The organism is Candidatus Zixiibacteriota bacterium, assembly GCA_040753495.1.
GTDB lineage: Bacteria > Zixibacteria > MSB-5A5 > GN15 > PGXB01 > DYGG01.
In genome coordinates, this window is the sequence record JBFMEF010000130.1 from 1 (window position 1) to 5,948 (window position 5,948).

At 51.7% G+C, this 5,948-nt stretch carries 4 protein-coding genes; all 4 read left to right on the top strand.

Annotation, left to right across the window (positions count from 1 at the left end; genetic code table 11):
- Positions 1-403 precede the first annotated feature (403 nt).
- The 4 genes from prfB (at position 404) to pckA (ending at position 5,723) form a co-directional block, all read left to right on the top strand.
- Positions 404-1,508 (top strand): peptide chain release factor 2 gene (prfB, locus tag AB1690_08630; protein MEW6015374.1). Its coding sequence is split into 2 segments (ribosomal slippage): positions 404-460 and positions 462-1,508, totalling 1,104 coding nucleotides; the frame shifts between segments, so codons are not numbered across the junction.
- A gap of 321 nt (positions 1,509-1,829) precedes the next feature.
- Positions 1,830-2,846, top strand: coding sequence for a phosphate acetyltransferase (gene pta / locus AB1690_08635; protein MEW6015375.1), 1,017 nt, complete (start codon positions 1,830-1,832; stop codon positions 2,844-2,846).
- Positions 2,847-2,850: 4 nt separating this feature from the next.
- Positions 2,851-4,068, top strand: coding sequence for a pyridoxal phosphate-dependent aminotransferase (locus AB1690_08640; GenBank protein ID MEW6015376.1), 1,218 nt, complete (start codon positions 2,851-2,853; stop codon positions 4,066-4,068).
- Positions 4,065-5,723 (top strand): phosphoenolpyruvate carboxykinase (ATP), encoded by a 1,659-nt coding sequence (gene pckA / locus AB1690_08645; GenBank protein ID MEW6015377.1) that lies wholly within the window; start codon positions 4,065-4,067, stop codon positions 5,721-5,723. Before AB1690_08640 ends, pckA begins: the two co-directional genes overlap by 4 nt.
- Positions 5,724-5,948 lie beyond the last annotated feature (225 nt).

A 5,948-nucleotide genomic window follows, 5' to 3' on the forward strand; every position in this document is an offset into this window, starting at 1 on the left:
CGGTTTTTGAAGGATGTTGTCACAAAGAAGCAAGGGCAGTCTATCTGATTGGGAAACCGGAGGCCCATATTATCAAGTTGGGGTATCGGGAATCGAATGTCAAGGGAGAGAGCGGCAGGTCACGCTTTCGCTTGCGGCGGAAACTAAGACCTGCCGCAACGTTGAAGGGCTTCTGAGGGCGTTGTTAAAATATCGAGCAAGACGAATCGAGCGCGAAATTAGAAGTTGTCAAGTCCGCTCGACCGGCACGCAAAAGGCCACCGTGGTCGAGGGACTTGACCTACTGGGCTAAGACCTGCCGCAACCTTGACAATATGATTAAGAGGAAATTCGTCCATCTAATTCCATTTGACTTTTCACATTTTTTCCGATATATATACGGCATCTTTGAGGATATGGAAATATGATTGGAACTGCGAAAGATACGATATCTGATTTAAAGACACGACTTTCCAAATTAGGGAGGTTTCTTTGACCTGGAAGGACGTCGTGAAAAAATTAACAAGTTGGAGCAGTTGACCCACGCCCAGGATTTCTGGAGCGATAATCAGCGGGCGCAATCTATCCTCAAAGAGATTTCGGAACACCGCAAGTGGCTCGATAAAGTCGAGAAATTCAATCGCGACCTCACCGACATGGAAGAACTTCTGGCGCTGACCGAAGGAGAAGACTCCGCCGACGCCAGAGAAATCGAGCAGTCGCTGGCGCAGATGAGCGCCGATATGGAAAAGCTGGAGATGGCGACATTGCTCTCCGGTCCTGATGACGCCCGCAACGCCATACTGACTATTCACCCCGGCGCCGGCGGCACCGAGTCACAGGACTGGGCCGAGATGCTTTTCCGGATGTACAACCGCTGGTGCGAGATAAAGGGATATAAAGTGAGCCTGCTTGATTACCTTCCGGGCGAAGAAGCGGGCTTGAAATCGGCGACGCTCGAAATTACGGGAGAGTATGCCTATGGCTATCTCAAGGCGGAATCGGGAGTGCATCGGCTGGTGCGGATATCGCCGTTTGACGCCAACAGCCGACGGCATACGTCGTTTGTCTCGGTCTTTGTCTATCCCGAAGTGGAAGATAATATCGCGATTGAAATAAAAGATGATGATATACGGATAGATACCTATCGCTCCTCCGGAGCCGGCGGGCAGCATGTGAATAAGACCTCATCGGCGGTGCGTATTACCCATTTCCCGACCGGAATAGTGGTGCAGTGTCAGAATGAGCGAAGCCAGATAAAGAACCGGGAGGTGGCGTTTCGGATTTTGCGTTCGCGGCTTTATCAGTTGCAGGTGGAAGAGCAGCGGAAGAAACGGGACGCGATAGAGAAATCGAAGAAGAAAATCGAATGGGGAAGCCAGATACGAAGTTACGTGTTTCATCCCTACAACATGGTGAAAGACCATCGGACAGACGTGGAGACCTCGAATGTGCAGGCGGTGATGGATGGGGATTTAGATAAGTTTATAGAGGCGTATCTGGCGAACCCGGAGCTGAATGAGAGGTAGGGATACGAGCAGATGAAGGACTCCGCCTTAAGCGGAGCCGCGCACAGAGGAAAGGCACGAAACCGTAACGGCTTCGTGCATCGCACTGGGTTCCCGCCTTCGCGTGAATGACAGTCAGGGTCGCGGGGACCCTGAGCCACGATTCGCTGGCGAACCCGGAGTTGAATGAGAGATAGTCGAGTAGGTCAAAATCCCTCTTGGGTTTTGACAATAATTCATCCTCGCCGTAGGCGGGGACGAAAATGTCGAAACCATAAAGGATTCGACCTGCGATGAAGATGCAGACAGGATTTTTGGATATAATTTGCAGGAGAAGATATAATGACAGCAACATCTGGTGAGGGGCAAAATATTCTTGAGGTAATTAAAGAGAAGGCGCGAGCGAAGAAAAGACGGGTGGTGCTTCCGGAGGGGCATGAGCCGCGGGTGATAGCGGCGGCAAAGATGATAGTCGAGCAGAAGATTGCTTCGGTAACGATACTGGGAGATAAAGATACTGTCGCCAGGCATGCCCGAGAGTACGCCCTGGAGTTAGACAAAGTACAGCTGATTGACCCAAAAAAAAGCGAGCTTCTCCCCGCTTTTACCAAAGAGTATTATGAACTTCGGAAAGCCAAAGGGATAACTCAGGCGCAAGCCGAAGAGACAATGAAGAATATTCTCTTTTTCGGAGCGATGCTGGTGCGGAAAGATTTAGCCGACGGTTCCGTGGCCGGCTCTGTGAACACAACCGGAGATGTATTGCGGGCGGGGATTCAGGTGATAGGAATGGCGCCGGGGATAAAGACAGTCTCGGGGGCTTTTATGATGGTGGTGCCGAAATACCGCGACCAGGTAAACAAAGTCTTTTTGTATGCCGATTCCGCGGTGGTGCCGAATCCGGACCCGGAGCAGCTGGCATCGATAGCGGTCTCGACGGCGCAGACGATGAAAAACCTGATAGGTGAAGAGCCGAAAGTGGCGATGCTTTCGTTTTCGACCAAAGGTTCGGCGAAACATGAGGATGTCGATAAAGTCCTGGCGGCGCTGGAGATTTTAAGAAAGAACTATCCTGACTTGAAAGTCGACGGTGAATTTCAGGTGGATGCGGCGATTGTTCCGGAGGTGGCGAAATCGAAAGCGCCTGGCTCGGAGATTGCCGGGTATGCCAATGTGCTGATATTTCCGGATTTGGATGCCGGGAACATTGCCTATAAATTGACCCAGCGGCTGGCCAATGCCAGCGCCACCGGACCGATAATACAGGGACTGGCCAAGCCGTCCAATGACCTCTCGCGCGGCTGTTCGGCGCAGGATATTGTCGATACCACCGCCATAGCGATGCTAATGAAAGGATGAAAATATGACCATAAGCAAACTGGCGCGGGACATTAAGGAGTCGCCGACGCTGAAATTGAACGAAGCGGCGGGGAAACTTCGCGACCGCGGCGAACCGGTGATTCATCTGGGCGCCGGCGAACCGAAAAGCAAAGTGCCGCTGGATGCGATTTTAAACGGCGCGGCGAAACTGACCACGGCGGATATTCGCTATACGCCGACCGAAGGTATCTCATCGCTGATTAAAGCGGTGGTGCGGTACACCGAAGAGAGTTACAGGAAAGTTATCAGCACCAAGAATGTAATAATTTCCAACGGGGCGAAACATTCGATTTACAACCTGATGGTGACCCTGGTTGACCCGCAGGATGAAGTGATTATCCTGGCGCCATACTGGGTAAGTTACCCGGAAATTGTAAAGATGGTGTACGGCAAACCGGTGATTGTGGGACCGGAGGATGGCAGGTTTCTTCCGAGTATAGAAGATATCGAAGAAGTGATGAGTTCTTATACCAAGGCGATAATAGTCAACAGCCCTAATAATCCCTCGGGGGCGGTCTATCCCGCGGAGTTTATTGCGCAGATTGTGGAGCTGTGCGAGAAGAAAAATATCTACCTGATAATGGATGATATCTATCACAAACTGGTTTTTAACGGGAAACAGGCGGTATCGTGCTACAAATACGCCAAAGACCAGTCCGATTCCTCGCGGCTGATTGTTGTCAACGGGGTATCGAAGATGTACGCCATGACCGGTTTTCGTATCGGCTGGACTGTCGCCAACACCAAGATAATAGAAGCGATGATAAACGTTCAGGCGCAGAATATGTCCTGTCCGTCGGTGGTCCTTCAGGAGGCGGCGGCGGGAGCATTGAATGGAGTGCAGAGCGGAGTGGAGGCGCTGCGGCTGATGCTTCAGAATAACCGCGATGTAATGGTGAATGAACTGCGAGCCTTCACCGGCGTGAAAATTATCCCGCCCGACGGGACATTTTATTGCCTTCCGGACTTCAGCGCATACAGCAAAGACTCGGTGGCGCTCTCGAAGTTCCTCTTGGAGAAAGCGCTGGTGGTGACGGTGCCGGGGAAAGAATTCGGCCTGGAGGGGCATTTGCGTTTGAGTTACTGCGGTTCGGTCAAGGAGATAATGGAAGGGGTGGCGCGGATAAAATGGGCGCTGGACCCCGAATCCCCGAATGAGATCTATATTGGCGACAGAAGATACAGGAGAGACTGGAAATGAGCCATTACATACTGGATATAAAGACGCCGGCGCTGTCCCAGGCGAAAAGCCTTAAAAGCGAATTCGGACTGGAGCATATCGGCTTTCGAAATCTGAACAATGTTTACTGGAATCTTCCCACCGAAGCGCTCTACGAGGAAGCGATTTTCCGGGGCGAAGGGAGAATCTCCTTCCAGGGACCATTTATAGTCAATACCGGCAAACATACGGCGCGCGCCGCCAATGATAAGTTTATCGTGCGGGAGCCCAATTCCGAAGGGAATATCTGGTGGGGGCAGTACAACAGGCCCTTCAGTGTGGACAAATTCAACGCCGTCTATCAGCGCCTGCTCGGATTTCTTGAAGGAAGGGATATATTCGTGCAGGACTGTTACGGCGGCGCCGACCCGAATTACCGTCTGCCGGTCAGAATTGTCACGGAGCTTGCCTGGCACTCTCACTTTGCGCGGAATATGTTTATCCCGCCGAGTACCAATGATGAATTGAAGAAATTCGTGCCGGAATTCACCGTCATCGCGGTGCCGTCGTTTCAAGGGATGCCGGAAGTGGACGGCACCCTGAGCCCGACTTTTATTCTTCTCAGTTTCGACCAGAAAATCTGCCTGATTGGCGGAAGCGGTTACGGCGGGGAGATTAAGAAATCGATTTTCACGGTGCTTAATTATCTTCTGCCGCTGGATGGAATAATGACGATGCACTGCTCCGCCAATGTCGGCGACAACGGCGAATCGGCCCTCTTTTTTGGTCTCTCCGGCACCGGCAAAACTACCCTTTCGGCTGACCCGAAACGGAAACTGGTCGGCGATGATGAGCATGGCTGGAGTGATGAAGGGATTTTTAATTTTGAGAATGGCTGCTATGCCAAGGTAATCGCCCTCTCCCCTACCGCCGAACCGCAGATTTATGCCTGCACTCGGAAATTCGGGACGATTCTGGAGAACGTGATATTCGACCCGGTGACTCGTCTGCTTGACCTTGACGATGATATGCGGACCGAGAACACAAGAGCATCCTATCCGCTGAGCTTTATCGAGAATGCCGTTCCGGACAAGATGGCGGGGCATCCGAAAAATATTTTAATGCTGACCTGTGACGCCTCCGGGGTAATGCCGCCGATAGCGAAGCTTACTCCGGAGCAGGCGATGTATCATTTTATTTCCGGATATACCGCCAAGGTTGCCGGCACCGAAATCGGGCTGGGGAAAGAGCCGGAAATTACTTTCAGCGCCTGTTTCGGGGCCCCCTTTATGGTGCATCATCCGTACCATTATGCCGAGATGCTCAAGAACAAGATTATGAAGCATAAGGTCAACTGCTGGCTGGTCAATACCGGCTGGACCGGCGGACCATACGGAATCGGAAAGCGGATGAGTATTCATCATACCCGCGCCCTGCTCAATGCGGCGCTGGACGGGAAACTTCTCAACGTAGAATATTATACCGACCCGGTCTTTGGTTTCCAGGTGCCGAAAAGTTGTGAAGGGGTGCCGGAGAAAGTGCTCAATCCGATTAATACCTGGGATGACCGTCACGCGTATAAAGATAAGTATTTGCAACTGGGCGCGTTATTCATTGAGAATTTCAAGAAATTTCGGGATGGCTGCCCGCCGGAGATAGTGCAGGCCGGCCCGGTGAAGAAGGATTTTGCGGTGTAGGGGGGGAATGGGTAATGGTTCTGTTCCGTACAATGATCTTGTGTCAGAAGAAGATGTCAAGACCGCTCGACCGACACCATATGGACACGGGGGTCAAGGGTCTGAGCTTCCCCCGAAAGAGTGGACACTGAAATAAGGTCTGATGTATATTTGATTTTAAGGAGGTGTTCACGATGTTGGAGAAGCGTCGTCAGTATGACGGGGATTTTAAGGTTTCTGCGGTTC

Coding starts and splice junctions, on each gene's coding strand:
- pta (MEW6015375.1), top strand. CDS start 1,830: ATGACAGCAACATCTGGTGAGGGGCAAAATATTCTTGAGGTAATTAAA.
- AB1690_08640 (MEW6015376.1), top strand. CDS start 2,851: ATGACCATAAGCAAACTGGCGCGGGACATTAAGGAGTCGCCGACGCTG.
- pckA (MEW6015377.1), top strand. CDS start 4,065: ATGAGCCATTACATACTGGATATAAAGACGCCGGCGCTGTCCCAGGCG.